Origin of the sequence: Streptococcus sp. Marseille-Q6488, from assembly GCF_946902925.1 — a bacterium.
GTDB lineage: Bacteria > Bacillota > Bacilli > Lactobacillales > Streptococcaceae > Streptococcus.
This window is the reverse complement of record NZ_CAMPPZ010000011.1, coordinates 35,085-58,900: the sequence shown is the minus strand read 5'-3', so window position 1 is coordinate 58,900 and position 23,816 is coordinate 35,085. Positions and strand designations below refer to the sequence as shown.

Below are 23,816 nucleotides of genomic sequence, written 5' to 3'. Positions count from 1 at the left end.
ACAAATAGTCATCGTTTTTCTTTCCGATACTGGAGTGGTGTGTATCCAGTTATTTTTTTGAATTGATTTTGAAAATAAGATTGGCTTGAGAAAGGCAGATAGTGAAGATAGTTAAGGAGAATAGGATGTGCTTTTTTCCTTTTTGGAAAACTTCTAAAATATGGTATAATGAAAAGATAAAGAAGTTGGGGGTAGAAGATGAACATTCAACAATTACGCTATGTTGTGGCCATCGCGAATAGCGGTACTTTCCGTGAAGCTGCTGAAAAGATGTATGTTAGTCAGCCTAGTCTGTCCATTTCTGTTCGTGATTTGGAAAAAGAGTTGGGCTTTAAGATTTTTCGTCGGACCAGCTCAGGGACTTTCTTGACCCGTCGCGGTATGGAATTTTACGAAAAAGCGCAAGAATTGGTCAAGGGATTTGATATTTTTCAAAATCAGTATGCCAACCCTGAGGAAGAAAAAGATGAATTTTCCATTGCTAGTCAGCACTATGACTTCTTGCCACCAACCATTACGGCCTTTTCAGAGCGCTATCCTGATTATAAGAACTTCCGTATTTTTGAATCGACTACTGTTCAAATCTTAGATGAAGTAGCGCAAGGGCATAGTGAGATTGGGATTATCTACCTCAACAATCAAAATAAAAAGGGGATTATGCAACGGGTTGAAAAGCTGGGTCTTGAGGTCATTGAATTGATTCCCTTCCATACCCATATTTATCTCCGAGAGGGGCATCCTTTAGCCCAGAAAGAGGAATTGGTCATGGAGGATTTAGCAGATCTACCAACGGTTCGTTTCACTCAAGAGAAAGATGAGTACCTTTATTATTCGGAGAACTTTGTTGATACCAGTGCGAGTTCACAGATGTTTAATGTGACAGACCGTGCTACCTTGAATGGTATTTTGGAGCGGACGGACGCTTATGCGACAGGTTCTGGATTTTTGGATAGTGACAGTGTGAATGGTATTACAGTTATTCGTCTCAAGGATAATTTGGATAATCGCATGGTCTATGTTAAACGTGAGGAAGTGGAGCTGAGTCAGGCTGGAACTCTTTTCGTAGAAGTCATGCAAGAATATTTTGATCAGAAGAGGAAATCATGAAAAAAAGAGGAATAGTGGCAGTCATTGTACTGCTTTTGATTGGGCTGGATCAGTTGGTTAAATCCTATATCGTCCAACAGATTCCACTGGGTGAAGTGCATTCTTGGATTCCCAATTTCGTTAGCTTGACCTACCTGCAAAATCGAGGGGCAGCCTTTTCGATGTTACAAGATCAGCAGTTGTTATTTGCTATCATTACTCTGGTCGTCGTGGTAGGTGCCATTTGGTATCTACATAAACACATGGAGGACTCACTCTGGATGGTCTTGGGTTTGACCTTGATTATTGCAGGTGGTCTTGGAAACTTTATTGACAGAGTCAGTCAGGGCTTTGTTGTGGATATGTTCCACCTTGACTTTATCAATTTTGCAATTTTCAATGTGGCAGATAGCTATCTGACGGTTGGAGTGATTATTTTATTGATTGCAATGCTAAAAGAGGAAATAAATGGAAATTAAAATTGAAACTGGTGGCCTGCGTCTAGATAAGGCTTTGTCGGATTTGACAGAATTATCACGCAGTCTCGCGAATGAACAAATCAAATCAGGTCAGGTCTTGGTCAATGGTCAAGTCAAGAAAGCTAAATACACTGTCCAAGAGGGCGATGTCGTCACTTACCATGTGCCAGAACCAGAGGTCTTAGAGTATGTGGCTGAGGATCTTCCGCTAGAAATCATCTACCAAGATGAGGATGTGGCCATCGTTAACAAACCTCAGGGGATGGTTGTGCATCCGAGTGCTGGTCATACTAGTGGAACTCTGGTAAATGCCCTTATGTATCATATTAAGGACTTGTCTGGTATCAATGGGGTTTTGCGTCCGGGAATCGTTCACCGTATTGATAAGGATACGTCAGGTCTTCTCATGATTGCTAAAAATGATGAGGCGCACTTAGCACTTGCCCAAGAACTCAAGGATAAAAAGTCTCTCCGCAAATATTGGGCGATTGTTCATGGAAATTTGCCCAATGATCGCGGTGTCATTGAAGCACCGATTGGTCGTAGTGAAAAAGACCGTAAGAAACAGGCTGTGACTGCTAAAGGTAAGCCTGCAGTTACCCGTTTTCACGTCTTGGAACGCTTTGGTGATTATAGCTTAGTAGAGTTGCAACTGGAGACAGGGCGCACCCATCAGATTCGTGTTCACATGGCTTATATTGGCCATTCAGTCGCTGGTGATGAAGTCTATGGTCCACGCAAGACACTTAAGGGGCATGGACAGTTTCTCCATGCCAAGACTCTAGGATTTACCCATCCGAGAACAGGTGAGACCTTGGAATTTACAGCAGATATCCCAGAGATATTTAAGGAAACCTTGGAGAAATTAAGGAAGTAAGAATGAAAAAGAAATTGATTAGTTTAGCACTTGCAGGCGCTTTTTTAGGTTTGTCATGGTATGGGAATGTTCAAGCTCAAGAAAGTTCAGGAAATAAAATCCACTTTATCAATGTTCAAGAAGGTGGCAGTGATGCGATTATTCTTGAAAGCAATGGACATTTTGCCATGGTGGATACAGGAGAAGATTATGATTTCCCAGATGGAAGTGATTCTCGCTATCCATGGAGAGAAGGAATTGAAACGTCTTATAAGCATGTTCTAACAGACCGTGTCTTTCGTCGTTTGAAGGAATTGGGTGTCCAAAAACTTGATTTTATTTTGGTGACCCATACCCACAGTGATCATATTGGAAATGTTGATGAATTACTGTCTACCTATCCAGTTGACCGAGTCTATCTTAAAAAATATAGTGATAGTCGTATTACTAATTCTGAACGTCTATGGGATAACCTGTACGGTTATGATAAGGTTTTACAGACTGCTTCAGAAAAAGGTGTTTCAGTTATTCAAAACATCACACAGGAAGATGCTCATTTTCAGTTTGGGGACATGGATATTCAACTCTATAACTATGAAAATGAAACTGATTCATCAGGTGAATTAAAGAAAATTTGGGATGACAATTCCAATTCCCTGATTAGTGTAGTGAAAGTCAATGGCAAGAAAATTTACCTTGGGGGCGACTTAGATAATGTGCATGGAGCGGAAGATAAGTATGGACCTCTTATTGGAAAAGTTGATTTGATGAAGTTTAATCATCACCATGATACAAACAAATCAAATACCAAGGATTTCATTAAAAATTTGAGTCCGAGTTTGATTGTTCAAACTTCGGATAGTCTACCTTGGAAAAATGGTGTTGATAGTGAGTATGTTAATTGGCTCAAAGAACGAGGAATTGAGAGGATCAACGCAGCCAGCAAAGACTATGATGCAACAGTTTTTGATATTCGAAAAGACGGTTTAGTAAACATTTCAACTTCCTACAAGCCGATTCCAAGTTTTCAAGCTGGTTGGCATAAGAGTGCGTATGGGAATTGGTGGTATCAAGCACCTGATTCTACAGGAGAGTATGCTGTCGGTTGGAATGAAATCGAAGGTGAATGGTATTACTTTAACCAAACGGGTATCTTGTTACAGAATCAATGGAAAAAATGGAACAATCATTGGTTCTATTTGACAGACTCTGGTGCTTCTTCTAAAAATTGGAAGAAAATTGATGGAATCTGGTATTATTTCAACAAAGAAAATCAGATGGAAATTGGTTGGGTAAATACTGGAGGTCAGAATTATTATTTATCCAAGGATGGTTCGCTGCAAACAGGTTGGCTTCAATATAAGGGGCAATGGTATTACTTTGCTCAATCAGGAGAAATGAAAACGGGCTGGGTAAAAGATAAAGAAACTTGGTACTATATGAATTCTACTGGTATTATGAAGACAGGTGAAATAGAAGTTGCAGGTCAACATTACTATCTAGAAGAATCAGGAGCTATGAAGCAAGGCTGGCTTAAAAAGGCAAACGATTGGTATTTCTATAAGGAAGACGGTTCACGAGCTGTGGGTTGGATCAAGGACAAGGATAAATGGTACTTCTTGAAAGAAAATGGTCAATTGCTTGTGAACGGTAAGACACCAGAAGGCTATACTGTTGATTCAAGTGGTGCCTGGTTAGTGGATGTTCCGGTAGAGAAATCTGCTACAATTAAAACTACAAGTAATTCAGAAATAAAAGAATCTAAAGAAGTAGTGAAAAAGGATCTTGAAAATCAAGAAACGAGTCAACATGAAAGTGTTGCAAGTTCATCAACTAGGCAAGATTTTACTTCATCAACTTCAAAAAGCTCTGAGACGAGTACAAACAAATCGGAATCAGAACAGTAGTAAAAAAGAAGGTTTTAGGGCCTTCTTTTTCTATCAACTCTTTTCTATTTCCTGTCATTCATGTTATAATGGATGAATATGAAGAATCGGAGTGAGACTATGAAATACAAACGGATTGTCTTTAAGGTGGGGACTTCTTCTCTGACAAATGAGGATGGAAGTTTATCACGTAGTAAGGTAAAGGCTATTACCCAGCAGTTGGCTATGTTGCACGAGGCTGGTCATGAATTGATTTTGGTGTCGTCAGGTGCCATTGCGGCTGGTTTTGGGGCCTTAGGATTTAAAAAGCGTCCGACTAAGATTGCTGATAAGCAGGCTTCAGCAGCGGTAGGGCAAGGGCTTTTGTTGGAAGAATACACGACCAATCTTCTCTTGCGCCAAATCGTTTCTGCACAAATCTTGCTGACCCAGGACGACTTTGTGGATAAGCGTCGTTATAAAAATGCCCATCAAGCCTTGTCAGTTCTACTTAGCCGTGGGGCGATTCCTATTATTAACGAGAATGACAGTGTCGTCATTGATGAGCTCAAGGTCGGGGACAATGACACTCTAAGTGCCCAGGTAGCAGCTATGGTCCAAGCAGATCTTTTGGTCCTCTTGACAGACGTAGACGGTCTATATACAGGAAATCCTAATTCAGATCCAAGAGCAAAACGCTTGGAGAAAATCGAGACTATCAATCGTGAGATTATTGATATGGCCGGTGGAGCAGGTTCGTCTAATGGTACAGGGGGCATGTTAACCAAAATCAAAGCTGCAACTATCGCGACGGAATCAGGAGTTCCTGTTTATATCTGCTCATCCTTGAAGTCAGATGCCATGATTGAGGCAGCTGAGGAGACCAAGGATGGTTCCTACTTTGTTGCTCAAGAGAAAGGACTTCGTACCCAGAAACAATGGCTGGCCTTTTATGCTCAGAGTCAAGGTTCTATTTGGGTTGATAAAGGGGCTGCAGAAGCTCTCTCCCAACATGGAAAGAGTCTTCTCTTATCTGGTGTTGTTGAAGCAGAAGGAGCCTTTTCTTACGGTGATATCGTGACAGTATTTGACAAGGAAAGTGGAAAATCACTTGGAAAAGGGCGTGTGCAATTTGGTGCATCTGCTTTGGAGGATATGTTGCGTTTTCAAAAAGCCAAGGGGGTCTTGATTCACCGTGATGACTGGATTTCCATTACTCCTGAAATCCAACTACTCTTTACAGAATTTTAGAGGTAAACTATGGTAAGTACACAAGAACAATTTGAACAGGTACAGGCTGTTAAAAAATCAATCAATACAGCTAGTGAAGACGTGAAAAACCAAACCTTGCTAGCCATGGCTGATCACTTAGTAGCTGCTACAGAGGAAATTTTAGCAGCCAATGCCCTTGATATGGAAGCGGCCAAAGGTAAAATCTCAGATGTGATGCTGGATCGTCTTTATTTGGATGCAGGTCGTATAGAAGCGATGGCAACTGGTATTCGTGAAGTGGTTGCTTTACCAGATCCAATCGGTGAAGTTTTAGAAACAAGTCAGCTTGAAAATGGTTTGGTTATCACCAAGAAACGTGTGGCCATGGGTGTTATCGGTATAATCTATGAAAGCCGTCCAAATGTGACGTCTGATGCGGTTGCTTTGGCTCTTAAGAGTGGAAATGCAGTTGTTCTTCGTAGTGGTAAGGATGCCTATCAAACAGCACATGCTATTGTCACAGCCTTGAAGAAGGGCTTGGAGACGACTACTATTCACCCAGATGTGATTCAACTGGTGGAAGATACCAGCCGAGAAAGCAGCTATGCCATGATGAAGGCAAAGGGCTATCTAGACCTTCTCATTCCTCGTGGAGGAGCTGGTTTGATCAATGCCGTAGTTGAGAATGCTATCGTACCCGTTATCGAGACAGGAACTGGGATTGTCCATGTTTATGTCGATAAGGACGCAGATGACGACAAGGCACTGTCTATCATCAACAATGCTAAAACAAGTCGTCCTTCTGTCTGCAATGCCATGGAGGTTCTGCTGGTTCATGAAGACAAGGCAGCAAGCTTCCTTCCTCGCTTGGAGCAAGTTCTAGTTACAGAGCGTAAGGAAGCTGGACTGGAACCAATTCAATTCCGCTTGGATAGCAAAGCAAGTCAGTTTGTTTCAGGCCAAGCAGCTGAGGATCAAGACTTTGACACCGAGTTTTTGGACTATGTCCTAGCTGTTAAAGTAGTTTCAAGTCTTGAGGAAGCCGTCGAGCATATTGAAGCACACAGTACTCATCATTCGGATGCCATTGTGACGGAAAACGCTGCAGCTGCAGCTTACTTTACAGATCAAGTGGACTCTGCAGCGGTTTATGTCAATGCCTCAACTCGTTTCACAGATGGAGGCCAATTTGGTCTGGGTTGTGAAATGGGAATTTCTACTCAGAAACTGCACGCGCGTGGTCCAATGGGCTTAAAAGAATTGACTAGCTACAAGTATGTGGTTACTGGTGACGGACAGATAAGGGAGTAAGAGATGAAGATTGGATTTATCGGATTGGGGAATATGGGTGCTAGTTTGGCCAAGGCTGTTTTGCAGGCCAAGACGGGTGCTCAGATTCTCCTTGCCAATCGTAGCCAAGACAAGGTGGATGCTTTCATCGCCAACTTTGGTGGTCAGGCTTCCAGCAATGAAGAAATTTTTGCAGAAGCAGATGTGATTTTTCTAGGAGTTAAGCCTGCTCAGTTTTCTGAACTGCTTTCTCAATACCATACTATCCTTGAAAAGCGAGCATGTCTTCTTTTAATCTCCATGGCAGCTGGATTGACTTTAGAAAAACTAGCAAGTCTTATCCCAAATCAACACAGAATTATTCGTATGATGCCAAATACCCCTGCTTCTATTGGTCAAGGAGTCATTAGTTATACCTTGTCAGCCAACTGCCAAGCAGATGATAAGGAAGTCTTTTGTCAACTTTTACAACATGCCGGTTTATTGTTTGAAATCAGTGAAGGCTTAATCGATGCAGCGACAGGTCTTGCAGGCTGTGGGCCGGCCTTTGTCTATCTCTTTATTGAGGCCTTGGCAGATGCAGGTGTTCAGACTGGATTGCCACGAGAGACAGCATTGAAAATGGCGGCTCAAACTGTGGTAGGAGCTGGTCAATTGGTCCTAGAAAGCCAAGAGCATCCTGGAGTATTGAAAGACCAAGTCTGCAGCCCAGGAGGTTCGACTATCGCTGGTGTAGCAAGCTTAGAAGCGCATGCTTTTCGAGGAACAGTCATGGATGCAGTTCATCAAGCCTATAAACGAACACAAGAATTAGGTAAATAAGAGGTGGATTTGTCTGCCTCTTTTATGGTGGTTGATACTCTTCGAAAATCTCTTCAAACTGCGTCAGCTTCCATTTGCAACCTCAAAACAGTGTTTTGAGCAACCTGCGGCTAGCTTCCTAGTTTGCTCTTTGATTTTCATTGAGTATGAAATGAGAAGACAAAAAAGATTGTCACAAACCTCTATTTTTTTGATAGAATAGAAGTAGTAAAAAAGAAATGAGTTAGACATGTCAAAAGGATTTTTAGTCTCTCTTGAGGGACCAGAGGGAGCAGGAAAGACCAGTGTTTTAGAGGCTCTGCTCCCAATTTTAGAGGAAAAAGGGGTAGAGGTGCTGACGACCCGTGAACCTGGCGGAGTCTTGATTGGGGAGAAGATTCGGGAAGTAATTTTGGATCCAAGTCATACTCAGATGGATGCGAAGACAGAGTTGCTTCTTTATATTGCCAGTCGCAGACAGCACTTGGTGGAAAAAGTTCTTCCAGCACTTGAAGCTGGCAAGTTGGTCATTATGGACCGCTTCATCGATAGTTCGGTTGCCTATCAGGGATTTGGTCGTGGCTTGGACATTGAAGCCATTGACTGGCTTAACCAGTTTGCGACAGATGGCCTCAAACCCGATTTGACACTCTATTTTGATATTGAGGTGGAAGACGGACTGGCTCGCATTGCTGCTAATAGCAATCGTGAGGTCAATCGTTTGGACTTGGAAGGGTTGGACTTGCATAAAAAAGTCCGTCACGGTTACCTTTCTCTTCTGGATAAAGAGGGAAATCGCATTGTCAAGATTGATGCTAGTCTTCCTTTTGAGCAAGTTGTGGAAACTACCAAGGCTGTCTTGTTTGACAGAATGGGCTTGGCCAAATGAAACAAGATCAACTAAAGGCTTGGCAGCCAGATCAGTTTGACCGCTTTGTCCGTATCTTGGAGCAAGACCAGCTCAATCATGCCTACCTCTTTTCAGGTTTCTTTGGAAGTTTGGAAATGGCGCAATTTTTAGCTAAGAGCCTCTTTTGTACGGATAAAGTTGGCGTCTTACCATGTGAGAAATGCCGAAATTGCAAGCTGATTGAACAGGAAGAGTTTCCAGATGTCACCTTGATTAAGCCAGTTAATCAGGTCATTAAGACAGAACGCATTCGGGAATTGGTGGGTCAGTTTTCCCAAGCAGGGATTGAAAGTCAGCAACAGGTCTTTATTATCGAGCAAGCTGAGAAAATGCATCCTAACGCAGCCAATTCTTTGCTCAAGGTCATCGAAGAACCCCAGAGTGAGGTTTATATTTTCTTCTTGACTAGCGATGAGGAAAAGATGTTGCCGACAATCCGAAGTCGGACCCAGATTTTTCACTTTAAAAAGCAAGAAGAGAAGCTCATCTTGCTCTTAGAACAAATGGGGCTGGTTAAGAAAAAAGCAACTCTATTAGCCCAGTTTAGTCAATCGCGAGCTGAAGCAGAAAAGTTAGCCAATCAGGCAAGTTTTTGGACCTTGGTCGATGAAAGTGAACGCCTGCTGACTTGGTTAGTAGCTAAGAAAAAAGAAAGTTATTTGCAAGTTGCCAAACTAGCTAGCTTGGCAGATGACAAGGAAAAGCAGGATCAGGTTTTACGGATTCTTGAAGTGCTCTGTGGGCAGGACCTCTTGCAAGCAAGAGTAAGGGTGATTCTACAAGATTTGCTAGAAGCTAGAAAAATGTGGGAAACTAATGTCAGCTTTCAAAATGCCATGGAATATCTGGTCTTGAAAGAAATATAAACTAAAAAATGAATGATAAAGAAAGGAAAGGGCTGGTTTATGGACAAAAAAGAATTATTTGACGCGCTGGATGATTTTTCCCAACAGTTATTGGTAACCTTAGCTGATGTGGAAGCCATCAAGAAAAATCTCAAGAGCTTGGTAGAAGAAAATACAGCTCTTCGCTTGGAAAATTCTAAGTTGCGCGAACGCTTAGGTGAGGTGGAAGCAGATGCTCCCGTCAAGGCCAAGCATGTTCGTGAAAGTGTTCGTCGCATTTACAAAGACGGATTTCACGTATGTAATGATTTTTATGGACAACGTCGAGAACAGGACGAAGAATGTATGTTCTGTGACGAGTTGTTATACAGGGAGTAAACATGCAGATTCAAAAAAGTTTTAAGAGGCAGTCTCCCTATGGCAAGCTGTATCTAGTGGCAACACCGATTGGCAATCTAGATGATATGACCTTTCGCGCCATCCAAACCCTGAAAGAAGTGGACTGGATTGCGGCTGAGGACACGCGCAATACAGGTCTATTGCTCAAGCATTTTGACATTTCTACCAAGCAGATTAGTTTTCATGAGCACAATGCCAAGGAAAAGATTCCTGATTTGATTGGTTTCCTGAAAGCAGGGAAAAGTATTGCTCAAGTATCCGATGCGGGTCTGCCTAGTATCTCAGACCCTGGTCATGATTTGGTTAAGGCAGCTATTGAGGAAGAAATTGCGGTTGTCACAGTCCCAGGTGCTTCTGCAGGGATTTCTGCCTTGATTGCCAGTGGTTTAGCGCCACAGCCACATATCTTTTACGGCTTTTTACCAAGAAAATCAGGCCAGCAAAAGCAATTTTTCGATTTGAAAAAAGACTATTCTGAAACACAGATTTTCTATGAATCCCCCCATCGTGTGGCGGATACGTTGGAAAATATGCTAGAAGTCTACGATGATCGCTCGGTCGTCTTGGTCAGGGAATTGACCAAAATCTATGAAGAATACCAAAGAGGTACCATTTCTGAATTGCTGGAAAGCATTTCTGAAACGCCACTCAAGGGTGAATGCCTTCTCATCGTTGAAGGTGCCAGTCAGGATGTGGAAGAAAAAGACGAGGAAGTCTTGTTCTTAGAAATCCAAGCCCGTATCCAGCAAGGCATGAAGAAAAATCAAGCCATCAAGGAAGTCGCTAAGATTTACCAGTGGAATAAAAGCCAGCTTTACGCTGCCTACCATGACTGGGAAGAAAATCAAGAAAATGACTAAACAGGGAAGTTTGCCTTCTTCCCTTTTTTTGTTATACTAGTAGAAGAAAAAAATAGAAAGATTTGTGGGTGTCAAACAGTCCAGTGGGGTGTTTTGATATGGACTTACGTCCCACCCAAAGAGGTATTAGTGTCGTGTCTCAATCTTATATCAATGTTATCGGTGCTGGTTTGGCAGGTTCTGAAGCAGCCTACCAAATTGCAGAACGTGGTATTCCAGTTAAACTTTATGAAATGCGTGGTGTCAAGTCAACACCTCAACACAAAACAGATAATTTTGCAGAGTTAGTTTGTTCTAATTCCTTGCGTGGGGATGCCTTGACTAATGCTGTTGGTCTCCTCAAGGAAGAAATGCGTCGCTTGGGTTCTGTTATCTTGGAATCTGCTGAAGCAACTCGTGTTCCTGCAGGAGGAGCGCTTGCGGTGGACCGTGATGGTTTCTCCCAAATGGTGACCGAAAAAGTGGCCAACCACCCCTTGATTGAAGTGGTGCGTGATGAAATTACAGAATTGCCGACAGATGTTATTACGGTTGTCGCTACTGGTCCTTTGACTAGCGATGCCTTGGCTGAAAAGATTCATGCCCTTAATGATGGCGATGGTTTCTATTTCTACGATGCGGCAGCGCCTATTATCGATGTCAACACTATCGATATGAGCAAGGTTTATCTCAAGTCTCGTTATGATAAGGGAGAAGCCGCTTATCTCAACGCTCCCATGACCAAGCAGGAGTTTATGGATTTCCATGAAGCCTTGGTCAATGCAGAAGAAGCACCGCTCAATTCCTTTGAAAAAGAAAAGTACTTTGAAGGCTGTATGCCTATCGAAGTTATGGCCAAACGTGGCATTAAAACTATGCTTTATGGTCCTATGAAACCAGTCGGTTTGGAGTATCCAGACGACTACACAGGACCTCGTGATGGAGAATTTAAAACACCTTATGCGGTTGTGCAACTTCGTCAGGATAATGCAGCTGGTAGCCTATACAATATTGTTGGTTTTCAGACCCACCTCAAATGGGGAGAACAAAAGCGTGTCTTCCAAATGATTCCAGGTCTTGAAAATGCCGAGTTTGTCCGTTATGGTGTTATGCATCGCAATTCTTACATGGATTCACCAAATCTTCTTGAGCAGACTTACCGTTCTAAGAAACAACCAAATCTCTTCTTTGCTGGTCAGATGACGGGTGTGGAAGGCTATGTTGAGTCCGCAGCGTCAGGATTAGTTGCGGGTATTAACGCTGCTCGTCTCTTCAAGGGAGAAAGCGAGGCTATTTTCCCAGAGACAACAGCGATTGGAAGTCTGGCTCATTACATCACCCATGCTGACAGCAAACATTTCCAACCAATGAATGTCAATTTTGGGATTATCAAGGAGTTGGAAGGCGAACGTATTCGTGATAAGAAGGCTCGTTATGAAAAAATTGCAGAGCGTGCCCTTAGTGACTTAGAGGAATTTTTAACGGTCTAATTTTTTTGAAAGAATTGCTCATGATACTATAAAAATCTTAGAAATTGTGATAAAATAGGTAGGATAAAAGAAGGAGAGTGAAAATGGCGAATCCCAAGTATAAACGTATTTTAATCAAGTTATCAGGTGAAGCCCTTGCCGGTGAACGTGGCGTAGGGATTGATATCCAAACAGTTCAAACAATCGCAAGAGAGATTCAAGAAGTTCATAGCTTAGGTATCGAAATTGCCCTTGTTATTGGTGGAGGAAATCTCTGGCGTGGAGAACCTGCTGCAGAGGCAGGAATGGACCGCGTTCAGGCAGATTACACAGGAATGCTTGGGACTGTTATGAATGCTCTTGTGATGGCAGATTCATTGCAACAAGTTGGGGTTGATACACGTGTGCAAACAGCTATTGCCATGCAACAAGTGGCAGAGCCTTATGTCCGTGGACGTGCCCTTCGTCATCTTGAAAAAGGCCGTATCGTTATCTTTGGTGCTGGAATTGGTTCACCTTACTTCTCAACAGATACAACAGCGGCCCTTCGTGCAGCTGAAATCGAAGCGGATGCTATCCTTATGGCTAAAAATGGCGTAGATGGTGTTTACAATGCCGATCCTAAGAAGGACAAGACAGCTGTTAAATTTGAAGAATTGACTCACCGTGACGTTATCAATAAAGGTCTTCGTATCATGGACTCAACAGCTTCAACCCTCTCAATGGACAACGACATTGACTTGGTTGTCTTTAACATGAACCAACCAGGTAACATCAAACGTGTCGTATTTGGCGAAAATATCGGAACAACAGTTTCAAATAATATTGAAGAAAAGGAATAAGAAAGATTATGGCTAACGCAATTATTGAAAAAGCTAAAGAGAGAATGACCCAATCTCACCACTCACTTGCTCGTGAATTTGGTGCTATCCGTGCCGGTCGTGCTAATGCAAGTTTGCTCGACCGTGTACATGTAGAATACTATGGAGTAGAGACTCCTCTTAACCAAATCGCTTCAATTACGATTCCAGAAGCGCGTGTTTTGTTGGTGACACCATTTGATAAGTCTTCATTGAAAGACATCGAACGTGCTTTGAACGCTTCTGATCTTGGTATCACACCAGCTAACGATGGTTCTGTGATTCGCTTGGTTATCCCAGCTCTAACAGAAGAAACTCGTCGTGATCTTGCTAAAGAAGTGAAGAAGGTCGGTGAGAGTGCTAAAGTGGCTGTCCGCAATATCCGTCGCGATGCTATGGATGAAGCTAAGAAACAAGAGAAAGCAAAAGAAATCACTGAAGACGAATTGAAGACTCTTGAAAAAGACATTCAAAAAGTAACAGACGATGCTGTTAAACACATCGACGACATGACTGCCAACAAAGAGAAAGAACTTTTGGAAGTCTAAGAAATAAACAGAAAAACTCAGTTGGCATTGCTGGCTGAGTTTTATTCGAAAGAAGGAAATATGAATACAAATCTTGCAAGTTTTATCGTTGGACTGATCATCGATGAAAACGATCGTTTTTACTTTGTGCAAAAGGATGGTCAAACCTATGCTCTTGCTAAGGAAGAAGGTCAACATACAGTAGGGGATACGGTCAAAGGTTTTGCCTACACGGATATGAAGCAAAAACTCCGCCTGACAACCTTAGAAGTGACTGCCACTCAGGACCAATTTGGTTGGGGAACTGTAACGGAAGTTCGTAAAGACTTGGGTGTCTTTGTGGATACAGGTCTTCCTGACAAGGAAATCGTTGTGTCACTCGATATTCTCCCTGAGCTCAAGGAACTCTGGCCTAAGAAGGGCGACCAACTCTACATCCGTCTTGAGGTGGACAAGAAAGACCGTATCTGGGGACTCTTGGCCTATCAAGAAGACTTTCAACGTCTGGCTCGTCCTGCCTACAACAACATGCAGAACCAAAACTGGCCAGCCATTGTTTACCGTCTCAAGTTATCAGGAACTTTTGTTTACCTGCCAGAAAACAACATGCTTGGCTTTATCCATCCTAGCGAGCGTTACGCAGAGCCACGTTTGGGGCAAGTGTTGGATGCGCGCGTTATTGGTTTCCGTGAAGTGGACCGTACCTTGAACCTCTCCCTCAAACCACGTTCTTTTGAAATGTTGGAAAATGATGCTCAGATGATTTTGACCTATTTGGAAAGCAATGGTGGTTTCATGACCTTAAATGATAAGTCATCTCCAGACGACATCAAGGCAACCTTTGGCATTTCTAAAGGTCAGTTCAAGAAAGCTTTAGGTGGTCTTATGAAGGCTGGTAAAATCAAGCAAGACCAGTTTGGGACAGAGTTGATCTAGGGTGACTTATGAGAAAATCATTTTACACTTGGCTCATGACCGAGCGCAATCCTAAAAGTAACAGTCCCAAAGCTATCTTGGCAGACCTAGCTTTTGAAGAGTCATCTTTCCCAAAACACACAGATGATTTTGATGAGGTGAGTCGCTTTTTGGAAGAACATGCCAGTTTTTCTTTCAACCTAGGAGACTTTGACGCTATCTGGCAAGAATACTTAGAACACTAGCATGATTCATTGGGTTTGGGCTAGTAATTTCTCCACCCCTTTGCTATAATAAAAAGAAATAAAAGGATTAGAGAGGTTCTTTATTTGAAGGAACATTCAATAGACATTCAACTGAGTCATCCAGATGACCTGTTTCATCTTTTTGGTTCCAATGAACGCCATCTTCGTTTGATGGAAGAAGAGCTTGATGTGGTAATTCATGCTCGTACGGAGATTGTCCAGGTTTTGGGAGAAGAGACTGCCTGTGAGGAAGCCCGTCAAGTTATTCAGGCTTTGATGGTCTTGGTAAATCGTGGGATGACCGTTGGTACACCAGATGTGGTCACTGCGATTAGTATGGTCAAAAACGATGAAATCGACAAGTTTGTCGCCCTTTACGAAGAAGAAATCATCAAGGATAATACTGGTAAACCTATTCGTGTCAAAACCCTAGGGCAAAAACTTTATGTGGGCAGTGTTAAACAGCATGATGTGACCTTTGGAATTGGGCCAGCAGGTACAGGGAAGACCTTCCTTGCAGTGACATTGGCAGTGACTGCCCTTAAACGTGGGCAGGTCAAGCGGATTATCTTGACACGTCCAGCGGTGGAAGCAGGAGAGAGTCTAGGTTTTCTTCCGGGTGATCTCAAGGAGAAGGTAGATCCTTACCTTAGACCTGTTTATGATGCCTTGTATCAGATTTTGGGGAAAGACCAAACGACTCGTCTTATGGAGCGTGAAATTATCGAGATTGCACCCCTTGCTTACATGCGTGGAAGGACCTTGGATGATGCCTTTGTCATTCTCGATGAGGCGCAAAATACGACCATCATGCAGATGAAGATGTTTTTGACTCGTTTAGGCTTTAATTCTAAGATGATTGTCAATGGAGATATCAGTCAGATTGACCTTCCGCGTAACGTCAAGTCTGGTCTGATTGATGCTCAAGAAAAACTCAAGAACATCCATCAGATTGACTTTGTTCATTTTTCAGCTAAGGATGTGGTTCGCCATCCTGTTGTCGCTCAGATTATCCGAGCTTATGAACCAGCTCCAATTAAAAATGAAGAGAATGAAGAAGTCCAAGAAGAAACAGAATAGCAAAAAAGAGCAGTTCGGTTGGACTTGCTCTTTCTTTTATCTGATAATTAGATTTTTATACTAGTTCATCAATTGGAGTATGTTTTTTATTGAGGCCTTGGGCTACTGGAAGACTGGTTAAGTAACCTTGATAAGTGGTAACACCTTGGCGCAAGCCCTCATCTTCAGCAATTGCTTGCATAAATCCTTTACCAGCCAAAGCTTCGATATAAGGAAGAGTGACATTGGTTAGGGCAATGGTTGAAGTACGAGCAACCGCACCAGGTATATTGGCAACGGCATAGTGGAGAACACCGTGTTTTTCATAGACAGGTTCATCATGCGTTGACACACGGTCAGCTGTTTCGATAACGCCACCTTGGTCAACGGCAACATCCACAATGACTGAACCTGGGCGCATTTGCTTGACCATCTCATCAGTCACCAATTTTGGTGCTTTGGAACCAGGGATAAGAACCGCTCCGATCACCACATCCGCATCTCTCACACTTGCTTCGATGTTAAATGAATTTGACATAAGTGTTTGGATTTGATGGCCAAAGACCTCCTCTAAAATGGAGAGACGTTTAGCACTGTTATCAAGGATGGTTACTTGTGCACCAAGACCAAGAGCAATTCGAGCAGCATGGGTACCTACGACACCGCCACCGATGATGGTTACTTTCCCTTTAGGTACACCTGGCACACCACCCAGTAAGACACCAGAACCTCCTGCTTGCTTAGTTAGGAAATGAGCACCGATTTGGACTGCCATACGGCCTGCAACCTCACTCATAGGTACGAGGAGTGGTAATTGACCTTGGGAATCACGGACAGTTTCATAGGCAATCCCAGTTGTTTTTGCTTCCAACATAGCATCTGCTAATTCTGGAGCAGCGGCCATGTGCAAGTAGGTGAAGAGAAGCAGGTCGTCACGTAAGTAATCATATTCAGAAGCTAATGGTTCTTTTACTTTCACGACTAACTCTGCAGACCAGGCCTCACCAGCAGTAGCGACAATTTCAGCTCCTTGCTTTTGATAGTCAGCATCAGTAAAGCCAGAACCGAGACCAGCATTTGTTTCGATAAGGACACGATGACCACGACCGACTAAGCTGTGGACACCAGCAGGTGTGAGGGCAACACGGTTTTCATTATTCTTAATCTCTTTTGGAATTCCGATTAACATAGAGAAAAACTCACTTTCTATTGACGGGTTGTAAATGATTTATCACAATTATCTATAAAATAAGGTGATGATTTTATTCTATATGAAACCGCTTTAAAAAGCAAGAAAAATTTGTTATCACTTCTTTTTTATGCTATACTGATAGAAAATACTTTTGAATGGTAGAAACGTATGGAATCAATTTTTGTAAAACTTGCCCAGTATCCGTCTATAGAAACGGAGCGTTTATTGCTTAGACCTGTAACTTTGGACGATGCGGAAGCAATGTTTGACTATGCCTCGGACAAGGATAATACACGTTACACTTTTCTAACCAATCAAAATTTAGAAGAAACCAAAAATAATATTGCTCAGTTCTACTTGGCTAATCCCTTGGGACGTTGGGGAATAGAACTAAAAAGCAATGGTCAGTTTATCGGAACCATTGACTTGCACAAGATTGATTCTGTTCTTAAGAAGGCAGCTATTGGCTACATTATCAATAAAAAGTATTGGAATCAAGGATTGACGACAGAATCCAATCGTGCCGTAATTGAGCTGGCTTTTGAGAAGATTGGAATGAACAAGTTGACCGCCCTTTACGATAAGGCTAATCCCGCGTCAGGAAAGGTCATGGAGAAATCAGGAATGCGTTTTTCACATGAAGAACCATATGCTTGTATGGACCAGCATGAAGAAGGCCGAATTGTTACAAGAGTTCATTATGTCTTGATCAAGGAAGACTATTTTGCAAATAAATAAGCAGTTGAAAAGAAATTTTCGACTGTTTTTTCTTTCTCTTACGAATAATCTAAGAGAGGAGAAAATATGGAAGCAATTATCGAGAAAATTAAAGAGTATAAAATCATTGTCATCTGTACTGGTCTGGGCTTGCTTGTAGGAGGATTTTTCCTGCTAAAGCCAACTCCACAAACACCTGTAAAAGAAACGAATTTGCAGGCAGAAGTTGCAACTGTTTCCAAGGATTCATCGACCGAAAAGGAAGTGAAGGAAGAAAAGGAAGAACCCCTTGAACAAGATCTAATCACAGTAGATGTCAAAGGCGCTGTTAAAGCACCTGGAATTTATGATTTGCCGGTAGGTAGTCGGGTCAATGATACTGTTCAAAAGGCGGGTGGCTTGACAGAGCAAGCAGACAGCAAGGGGCTCAATCTAGCTCAGAAAGTTAGTGATGAGGCTCTGGTTTACGTCCCAACTAAGGGAGAAGAATTAGCTAGTCAGCAGGCAGGTTCTGGGACAGCTTCTTCGACGAGCAAGGAAAAGAAGGTCAATCTCAACAAGGCCAGTCTGGAAGAACTCAAGCAGGTCAAGGGACTGGGAGGAAAACGAGCTCAGGACATTATCGACCATCGTGAAACAAATGGGAAATTCAAGTCGGTTGATGAACTCAAGAAAGTCTCTGGAATTGGTGCTAAAACGATAGAAAAGCTAAAAGACTATGTTACAGTGGATTAAGAATTTCCCCCTTCCCCTAATCTATCTGAGTTTTCTGTTACTTTGGCTTTACTACGCCATTTTCTCAGCATCCTATCTTGCTTTGTTGGGCTTCGTTTTTCTGCTCGTCTGTCTCTTTATTCAATTTCCTTGGAAATCATCAGGCAAAGTTCTAGTGATTTGTGGAATATTTGGATTTTGGTTTCTGTTTCAAACTTGGCAACAGAGTCAAGCTAGTCAAAACTTAGCGGATTCTGTTGAGAGGGTACGGATTTTGCCTGACACTATTAAGGTTAATGGTGATAGTCTATCCTTTCGTGGTAAGTCTAACGGTCGTGCTTTTCAAGTTTATTATAAACTCCAGACAGAGGAGGAGAAAGAAGCCTTTCAAACCTTGACAGACCTTTATGATATAGAACTAGAAGGGAAGCTTTCGGAGCCAGAAGGGAAGAGAAATTTTGGTGGCTTTGACTACCAAGCCTATCTGAAGACTCAGGGAATTTACCAGACTCTCAATATCAAAAAAATCCAGTCAGTTCAAAAGGTTGGCAGTTGGGATATAGGTGAAAACCTGTCCAGTTTACGTCGAAAGTCTGTGGTTTGGATTAAGACGCACTTTCCAGACCCTATGCGAAATTATATGACAGGGCTCTTGTTAGGACATTTGGACACTGACTTTGAGGAGATGAATGAGCTTTATTCTAGTCTAGGAATTATCCACCTTTTTGCCTTGTCGGGCATGCAGGTAGGTTTTTTCATGGATGGCTTTAAGAAAATCCTCTTGCGATTGGGCTTGACCCAAGAAAAGTTGAAATGGCTGACTTATCCCTTTTCCATTATCTATGCAGGTATGACAGGATTTTCAGCTTCGGTTATTCGCAGTCTCTTGCAAAAGTTACTGGCTCAACATGGTGTTAAGGGCTTGGATAATTTTGCCTTGACGGTGCTTGTCCTCTTTATCATCATACCCAACTTTTTCCTGACTGCAGGAGGAGTCTTGTCCTGCGCTTATGCTTTTATCTTGACCATGACCAGCAAAGAAGAGGAGGGGCTTAAGGCTATTGCCAGAGAAAGTCTGGTTATTTCTTTGGGAATATTACCCATTCTATCCTTCTATTTTGCAGAATTTCAGCCTTGGTCCATCCTTTTGACCTTTGTCTTTTCCTTTCTTTTTGACTTGGTCTTCTTACCGCTCTTGTCCATCTTATTTGCCCTTTCCTTTCTCTATCCAGTCATTCAGCTGAATTTTATCTTTGAATGGTTAGAGGGAATGATTCGCTTTGCATCACAGGTGGCAAGTAGACCTCTGGTCTTTGGACAACCTAATGCGTGGCTTTTAATCTTGTTGTTAATTTCCTTGGCTTTGGTCTATGATTTGAGGAAAAACATTAAAATGTTAACGGTATTGAGCTTATTGATTACAGGTCTCTTTTTCCTGACCAAGAATCCACTAGAAAATGAAATCACCATGCTGGATGTGGGGCAAGGCGAAAGTATTTTCCTACGGGATGTAACTGGTAAGACTATTCTCATAGATGTCGGTGGCAAGGCAGAATCTGATAAGAAAATTGAAAAATGGCAAGAAAAGACGACGACCAGCAATGCCCAGCGAAGCTTGATACCCTATCTTAAAAGTCGAGGAGTAGCTAAGATTGACCAGCTAATTTTGACTAACACGGACAAGGAGCATATTGGCGATTTGTTGGAGGTGACCAGGGCTTTTCATGTAGGCGAAATTTTAGTGTCAAAAGGCAGTTTGAAACAGAAGGAATTTGTGGCAGAACTAGAGGCGACTCAAACCAAGGTTCGTAGTGTGTCAGTGGGAGAGAATTTGCCAATTTTCGGAAGTCAGTTAGAAGTCTTATCTCCAAGGAAAATTGGAGATGGAGGTCATGAAGATTCCATAGTTCTGTATGGGAAACTCTTGGATAAGCACTTCCTCTTCACAGGAAACTTGGAGGAGAAAGGAGAGAAGGACTTGCTGAAGCACTATCCAGACTTGAAGGTGGATGTCTTGAAAGCTAGCCAACATGGCTCCAAAAAATCATCAAGTTCAGCCTTTTTAGAACAGTTCAAACCAGAGATGACTCTCATCTCAGTTGGAAAGAATAATCGAACGAAATTACCCCATCAGGAAACCTTGACCCGACTGGAAGATATCAATAGCAAAGTTTACCGAACTGACCAGCAAGGAGCTATACGCTTTAAAGGGTGGAGGAGTTGGAAAATAGAAAGCGTTCGATAGGAAGGACAAATATTATATATTAGTAAAATAAATCCAAAAAACTATTGCATAACAGAGGAAAAAATGATATAATTAAAGCGCTTTCGAAAGTAAATATATTAGTGAGGTGAAAACCATGAAAAAATCAGCAAAAGTTGTTTTATTAGCTACTTTGTTATCACTTGGTCTTTTTCAGTCCAGTGTATCTGCTGTGAGCGTTCTTAAAACTTATCGGTATGATTGGAATATCTTCTATAGGTCTAGTATGAATTATCACAAACATAGATATAGTGATATTCCGGAATGGTCTCGTTATTACAGCTATTCTGAGTATAAAGTTGGCGGAGGTTGGAACTATGATCGTTATGAGGTAATAAACTACTACAGCGGAGGCTATTAATCCTTAAAGAGTGATAAAAAGGAGGACTAGATATGTTGCAGCTTACTCATGTGACCTTAAAAACGCGACAAGTCATCTTACAAGATGTTGATTTTACATTTGAAAAGGGTAGGATTTATGGTATTCTTGCTATCAATGGTTCTGGAAAGACGACACTATTCCGCGCCATTAGCAATTTAATTCCTATAAGTAGCGGAAATATTGCAGCCCCTCCTTCTTTATTTTATTATGAGAGCGTTGAATGGCTGGATGGAAACTTAAGTGGGATAGACTATCTTCGCCTTATCAAAAATATCTGGAAGTCAGGTCTGAACTTGAGGGATGAAATTGATTACTGGGAAATGTCTGACTATATCAGCCTTCCCATTCGCAAGTATTCCTTAGGCATGAAGCAACGCTTGGTGATTGCCATGTATTTCCTGAGTCAGGCCAAATGCTGGCTCATGGATGAGATTACAAATGGCTTAGATGAGTATTATCGACAGAAGTTTTTTGATAGGCTTGTACAAATCGATAGGCAAGAACAGCTGGTTCTTTTAAGTTCCCACTATAAGGAAGAGTTGGTTGATGTCTGCGATAGAGTAGTAACCATTCATCAGGGGCAGATAGAAGAGGTTTAGTTTATGAAAGATGTTAGTCTATTTTTATTGAAAAAAGTTTTCAAAAGTCGCTTAAACTGGATTATCTTACTTTTATTTGCATCTGTACTCGGTGTTACCTTTTATTTTAATAGTCAGACTGCAAACTCAGTCAGCTTAGAGACTAGCTTGGATGCCCATCTTGTAGCAAATGAGAGAGCTATCAATGAAAATGAAGCGAAACTTTCCCAAATGTCTGACACCAGCTCGGAGGAATACCAGTTTGCTAAAAGTAATTTAGAATTACAAAAAAATCTTTTGAAGCGAAAGACAGAAATTTTGACTTTATTAAAAGAAGGGCGCTGGAAAGAGGCCTACTATCTGCAGTGGCAAGATGAAGAGAAGAATTATGAATTTGTATCAAATGACCCGACTGCTAGCTCTGGCTTAAAAATGGGGGTTGACCGCGAACGGAAGATTTACCAAGCCCTGTATCCCTTGAACATAAAAGCACATACTTTGGAGTTTCCGACCCACGGGATTGATCAGATTGTCTGGGTTTTAGAGGCTATCATCCCAAGCTTGTTTGTGGTTGCTATTATTTTTATGCTAACGCAACTATTTGCAGAAAGATATCAAAATCATCTGGACACAGCTCAGTTATATCCTTTTTCAAAAGTGGCATTTGCCATGTCCTCTCTTGGAGTTGGAGTGGGCTATGTAACTGTGCTGTTTATCGGAATCTGTGGATTTTCTTTTCTAGCGGGAAGTCTGATAAGTGGTTTTGGACAGTTAGATTATCCCTACCCGATTTATGGCTTAGTGAATCAAGAGGTAACTATTGGAAAGATACAAGATGTGTTATTTCCTGGCTTGTTCTTAGCTTTCTTAGCCTTTATCGTCATTGTGGAAGTAGTGTACTTGATTGCTTACTTTTTCAAGCAAAAAATGCCTGTCCTTTTTCTTTCACTCATTGGGATTGTTGGCTTATTGTTTGGTATCCAAACCATTCAGCCTCTTCAAAAGATTGCACATCTGATTCCATTTACTTACTTGCGTTCAGTGGAGATTTTATCTGGAAGATTACCTAAGCAAATTGATAATGTCAATCTAAATTGGAGTATGGGGATGTTCTTACTTCCTTGCCTGATTATCCTTTTGTTAGTGGGGATTCTATTTATCGAAAGATGGGGAAGTTCACAGAAAAAAGAATTTTTTAAGGCTTAGTTTTCCTATAGGGAAAATAAGTAAAAACTAACATAGAGAGGGAATCAACTTGGTTCTCTCTTTTTGATGCGTAAACCAAGTCAAAATACAAACAGAAACTTTTCAAAAAAATAACTTTTTATCTTGACAAGAGCTAGAAAACTTGGTATCATATAAAAGTTGAGAAAAGCAGAAGTGAGAGCTTCTCGCCTTGTGACATTAAGTTGCCTGGCCCTACGGATGAAAAGTTTCTAAGAAACGCTATCATAACGTGCGGGCTTGTATATTTACGAGTCCGCTATTGTTTTTCTCTAATAAAACAAAAGAGGTGAAAACCATAGCAAAGCAAGACTTATTCATCAATGATGAGATTCGTGTACGTGAAGTTCGCTTGATTGGTCTTGAAGGAGAACAGCTAGGCATCAAGCCACTCAGTGAAGCGCAAGCTTTGGCTGATAACGCTAATGTTGACCTAGTATTGATTCAACCCCAAGCCAAACCGCCTGTTGCAAAAATTATGGACTACGGTAAGTTCAAATTTGAGTACCAGAAGAAGCAAAAAGAACAACGTAAAAAACAAAGTGTTGTTACTGTGAAAGAAGTTCGTCTAAGTCCAACGATTGACAAGGGTGACTTTGATACAAAACTTCGCAATGCACGCAAATTCCTTGAAAAAGGAAATAAAGTTAAGGTATCTATTCGCTTTAAGGGTCGTATGATTACCCATAAAGAGATTGGTGCAAAAGTTTTAGCCGAGTTTGCTGAAGCAACTCAAGATATTGCCATCATCGAACAACGTGCTAAAATGGATGGACGTCAAATGTTCATGCAATTGGCGCCAGCGACTGACAAAAAATAATTGTCAGAAAGTTAAATAAAGGAGAAAAAATCATGCCAAAACAAAAAACACACCGCGCATCAGCTAAACGTTTCAAACGTACAGGTTCTGGTGGACTTAAACGTTTCCGTGCTTACACTTCTCACCGTTTCCACGGAAAAACTAAGAAACAACGTCGTCATCTTCGTAAAGCATCTATGGTGCATTCAGGAGATTACAAACGTATCAAAGCAATGCTTACTCGCTTGAAATAATAGCTTGACTGTAAGTAAACAATTCTAGGAAATATT

27 protein-coding genes and 1 other annotated feature are annotated in these 23,816 nt (G+C 41.7%); of the genes, 25 read left to right on the top strand and 2 right to left on the bottom strand.

Features of this window, described 5'->3' with window-relative positions:
* Positions 1–8 precede the first annotated feature (8 nt).
* On the bottom strand, positions 9–206 hold the full coding sequence (locus OVN23_RS06300; protein WP_173233898.1) for an AraC family transcriptional regulator: 198 nt from the start codon (positions 204–206) through the stop codon (positions 9–11).
* On the opposite strand from OVN23_RS06300, the gene OVN23_RS06295 reads away from it, so the two are divergent.
* From OVN23_RS06295 to OVN23_RS06215, 17 genes are all read left to right on the top strand, one after another.
* A complete protein-coding gene (locus OVN23_RS06295) occupies positions 199–1,107 on the top strand; it encodes a LysR family transcriptional regulator (protein WP_001025693.1) in 909 nt (302 codons plus the stop codon). The two genes, OVN23_RS06300 and OVN23_RS06295, sit on opposite strands and share 8 nt — an antisense overlap.
* Entirely contained in the window at positions 1,104–1,565 is a 462-nt protein-coding gene (gene lspA, locus OVN23_RS06290) for a signal peptidase II (protein ID WP_173233900.1), read from the top strand. The genes OVN23_RS06295 and lspA overlap by 4 nt, the downstream gene beginning before the upstream one ends.
* Positions 1,555–2,442, top strand: coding sequence for an RluA family pseudouridine synthase (locus OVN23_RS06285; protein WP_267240841.1), 888 nt, complete (start codon positions 1,555–1,557; stop codon positions 2,440–2,442). The genes lspA and OVN23_RS06285 overlap by 11 nt, the downstream gene beginning before the upstream one ends.
* Before the next feature lie 2 nt (positions 2,443–2,444).
* Positions 2,445–4,328 carry a phosphorylcholine esterase CbpE gene (gene cbpE / locus OVN23_RS06280; protein WP_173218247.1) on the top strand — a complete coding sequence of 628 codons (1,884 nt, stop codon included), beginning with the start codon at positions 2,445–2,447 and terminating at the stop codon, positions 4,326–4,328.
* 99 nt (positions 4,329–4,427) lie between these two features.
* Complete coding sequence (gene proB / locus OVN23_RS06275) at positions 4,428–5,537, top strand: glutamate 5-kinase (RefSeq protein WP_240147146.1); 1,110 nt, start codon at positions 4,428–4,430, stop codon at positions 5,535–5,537.
* A gap of 9 nt (positions 5,538–5,546) precedes the next feature.
* Positions 5,547–6,809, top strand: a complete 1,263-nt coding sequence (locus OVN23_RS06270) for a glutamate-5-semialdehyde dehydrogenase (protein ID WP_173218251.1) — start codon at positions 5,547–5,549, stop codon at positions 6,807–6,809.
* Between the two features lie 3 nt (positions 6,810–6,812).
* Complete coding sequence (gene proC, locus OVN23_RS06265; RefSeq protein WP_173249608.1) at positions 6,813–7,610, top strand: pyrroline-5-carboxylate reductase; 798 nt, start codon at positions 6,813–6,815, stop codon at positions 7,608–7,610.
* A gap of 229 nt (positions 7,611–7,839) precedes the next feature.
* Complete coding sequence (tmk, locus tag OVN23_RS06260) at positions 7,840–8,478, top strand: dTMP kinase (protein ID WP_164226002.1); 639 nt, start codon at positions 7,840–7,842, stop codon at positions 8,476–8,478.
* Positions 8,475–9,365, top strand: coding sequence for a DNA polymerase III subunit delta' (locus OVN23_RS06255; RefSeq protein ID WP_173218255.1), 891 nt, complete (start codon positions 8,475–8,477; stop codon positions 9,363–9,365). The genes tmk and OVN23_RS06255 overlap by 4 nt, the downstream gene beginning before the upstream one ends.
* A 39-nt stretch (positions 9,366–9,404) precedes the next feature.
* The gene (yabA, locus tag OVN23_RS06250) at positions 9,405–9,722 is read left to right on the top strand and encodes a DNA replication initiation control protein YabA (protein WP_000358227.1); all 318 of its coding nucleotides are present in this window, start codon (positions 9,405–9,407) and stop codon (positions 9,720–9,722) included.
* A 2-nt stretch (positions 9,723–9,724) separates the two neighbouring features.
* Positions 9,725–10,603 carry a 16S rRNA (cytidine(1402)-2'-O)-methyltransferase gene (gene rsmI, locus OVN23_RS06245; protein WP_267240840.1) on the top strand — a complete coding sequence of 293 codons (879 nt, stop codon included), beginning with the start codon at positions 9,725–9,727 and terminating at the stop codon, positions 10,601–10,603.
* Between the two features lie 134 nt (positions 10,604–10,737).
* Entirely contained in the window at positions 10,738–12,072 is a 1,335-nt protein-coding gene (trmFO, locus tag OVN23_RS06240) for a methylenetetrahydrofolate--tRNA-(uracil(54)-C(5))-methyltransferase (FADH(2)-oxidizing) TrmFO (RefSeq protein ID WP_000083709.1), read from the top strand.
* An 83-nt stretch (positions 12,073–12,155) separates the two neighbouring features.
* Entirely contained in the window at positions 12,156–12,893 is a 738-nt protein-coding gene (gene pyrH, locus OVN23_RS06235; protein WP_039704027.1) for a UMP kinase, read from the top strand.
* Between the two features lie 8 nt (positions 12,894–12,901).
* On the top strand, positions 12,902–13,459 hold the full coding sequence (gene frr / locus OVN23_RS06230; protein WP_173212318.1) for a ribosome recycling factor: 558 nt from the start codon (positions 12,902–12,904) through the stop codon (positions 13,457–13,459).
* Between the two features lie 60 nt (positions 13,460–13,519).
* A complete protein-coding gene (gene cvfB / locus OVN23_RS06225; protein WP_001095459.1) occupies positions 13,520–14,374 on the top strand; it encodes an RNA-binding virulence regulatory protein CvfB in 855 nt (284 codons plus the stop codon).
* Positions 14,375–14,382: 8 nt separating this feature from the next.
* Positions 14,383–14,598, top strand: a complete 216-nt coding sequence (locus OVN23_RS06220; protein WP_001232089.1) for a YozE family protein — start codon at positions 14,383–14,385, stop codon at positions 14,596–14,598.
* A gap of 84 nt (positions 14,599–14,682) precedes the next feature.
* Positions 14,683–15,678 carry a PhoH family protein gene (locus OVN23_RS06215; protein ID WP_173233924.1) on the top strand — a complete coding sequence of 332 codons (996 nt, stop codon included), beginning with the start codon at positions 14,683–14,685 and terminating at the stop codon, positions 15,676–15,678.
* A 55-nt stretch (positions 15,679–15,733) separates the two neighbouring features.
* Here the strand turns inward: OVN23_RS06215 and ald are convergent, their stop codons facing one another.
* Complete coding sequence (ald, locus tag OVN23_RS06210; RefSeq protein ID WP_267240839.1) at positions 15,734–16,846, bottom strand: alanine dehydrogenase; 1,113 nt, start codon at positions 16,844–16,846, stop codon at positions 15,734–15,736.
* A 171-nt stretch (positions 16,847–17,017) separates the two neighbouring features.
* Here ald and OVN23_RS06205 point away from each other — a divergent pair, with 171 nt between their 5' ends.
* The 8 genes from OVN23_RS06205 to rpmI all read left to right on the top strand — a co-directional run bounded on the left by OVN23_RS06205 (position 17,018) and on the right by rpmI (position 23,780).
* Positions 17,018–17,587 (top strand): GNAT family N-acetyltransferase, encoded by a 570-nt coding sequence (locus tag OVN23_RS06205; RefSeq protein ID WP_267240838.1) that lies wholly within the window; start codon positions 17,018–17,020, stop codon positions 17,585–17,587.
* A gap of 66 nt (positions 17,588–17,653) precedes the next feature.
* Positions 17,654–18,301 (top strand): helix-hairpin-helix domain-containing protein, encoded by a 648-nt coding sequence (locus OVN23_RS06200; RefSeq protein ID WP_267240837.1) that lies wholly within the window; start codon positions 17,654–17,656, stop codon positions 18,299–18,301.
* Positions 18,285–20,525 (top strand): DNA internalization-related competence protein ComEC/Rec2, encoded by a 2,241-nt coding sequence (locus OVN23_RS06195; protein ID WP_267240836.1) that lies wholly within the window; start codon positions 18,285–18,287, stop codon positions 20,523–20,525. Before OVN23_RS06200 ends, OVN23_RS06195 begins: the two co-directional genes overlap by 17 nt.
* Before the next feature lie 190 nt (positions 20,526–20,715).
* Positions 20,716–20,904 (top strand): hypothetical protein, encoded by a 189-nt coding sequence (locus OVN23_RS06190; protein ID WP_319946283.1) that lies wholly within the window; start codon positions 20,716–20,718, stop codon positions 20,902–20,904.
* Between the two features lie 32 nt (positions 20,905–20,936).
* On the top strand, positions 20,937–21,524 hold the full coding sequence (locus OVN23_RS06185; protein WP_173252988.1) for an ATP-binding cassette domain-containing protein: 588 nt from the start codon (positions 20,937–20,939) through the stop codon (positions 21,522–21,524).
* Between the two features lie 3 nt (positions 21,525–21,527).
* On the top strand, positions 21,528–22,709 hold the full coding sequence (locus OVN23_RS06180) for a hypothetical protein (RefSeq protein ID WP_173252987.1): 1,182 nt from the start codon (positions 21,528–21,530) through the stop codon (positions 22,707–22,709).
* Positions 22,710–22,869: 160 nt separating this feature from the next.
* Positions 22,870–23,001, top strand: a sequence feature (ribosomal protein L20 leader region).
* A gap of 15 nt (positions 23,002–23,016) precedes the next feature.
* Positions 23,017–23,547, top strand: coding sequence for a translation initiation factor IF-3 (gene infC / locus OVN23_RS06175; RefSeq protein WP_000848180.1), 531 nt, complete (start codon positions 23,017–23,019; stop codon positions 23,545–23,547).
* A gap of 32 nt (positions 23,548–23,579) precedes the next feature.
* Positions 23,580–23,780 (top strand): 50S ribosomal protein L35, encoded by a 201-nt coding sequence (rpmI, locus tag OVN23_RS06170; protein WP_001125943.1) that lies wholly within the window; start codon positions 23,580–23,582, stop codon positions 23,778–23,780.
* Positions 23,781–23,816 lie beyond the last annotated feature (36 nt).